Here is a 333-nt window from a genome sequence, read left to right on the forward strand (position 1 = left end):
GAGATCGGCATGCTGGGCGCTTACGGCGTGGCCATGTCGACCGGCTTCAACGGCTATGGCGAACACGACATCGCCGCCGTCGAGGACGCCCCGATGGCCTCGCTCTACGGCCTGGCTCCGCGCTCCATCCCCACCGTGCGCACCACGGCGGAAGAGAACGCGCGCAAGGTCGTGCGCCTGTCACGTCCCAAGGGTAAGGCCGGTCAGCGCAAGTCGCGCCGGAAGTAGGACGCCCGCACCTGTAACCGTCATCCTCGGGCTCGACCCGAGGATCGGCCCCCTCTGCGTCTTCCTTGCGAGGAACGCGCGGCGGAACGTCCGACCCTCCGATCA

General features: G+C 68.5%; 1 protein-coding gene. It reads left to right on the top strand.

Annotated elements, in window-relative coordinates:
• Positions 1–228: hypothetical protein (locus CVH10_RS18885; protein WP_219924833.1), on the top strand; the 228-nt coding region annotated here is incomplete at its 5' end.
• Positions 229–333: the final 105 nt, after the last annotated feature.

It is taken from the genome of Halomonas sp. ND22Bw (assembly GCF_003011945.1).
Lineage (GTDB): Bacteria > Pseudomonadota > Gammaproteobacteria > Pseudomonadales > Halomonadaceae > Halomonas > Halomonas halophila.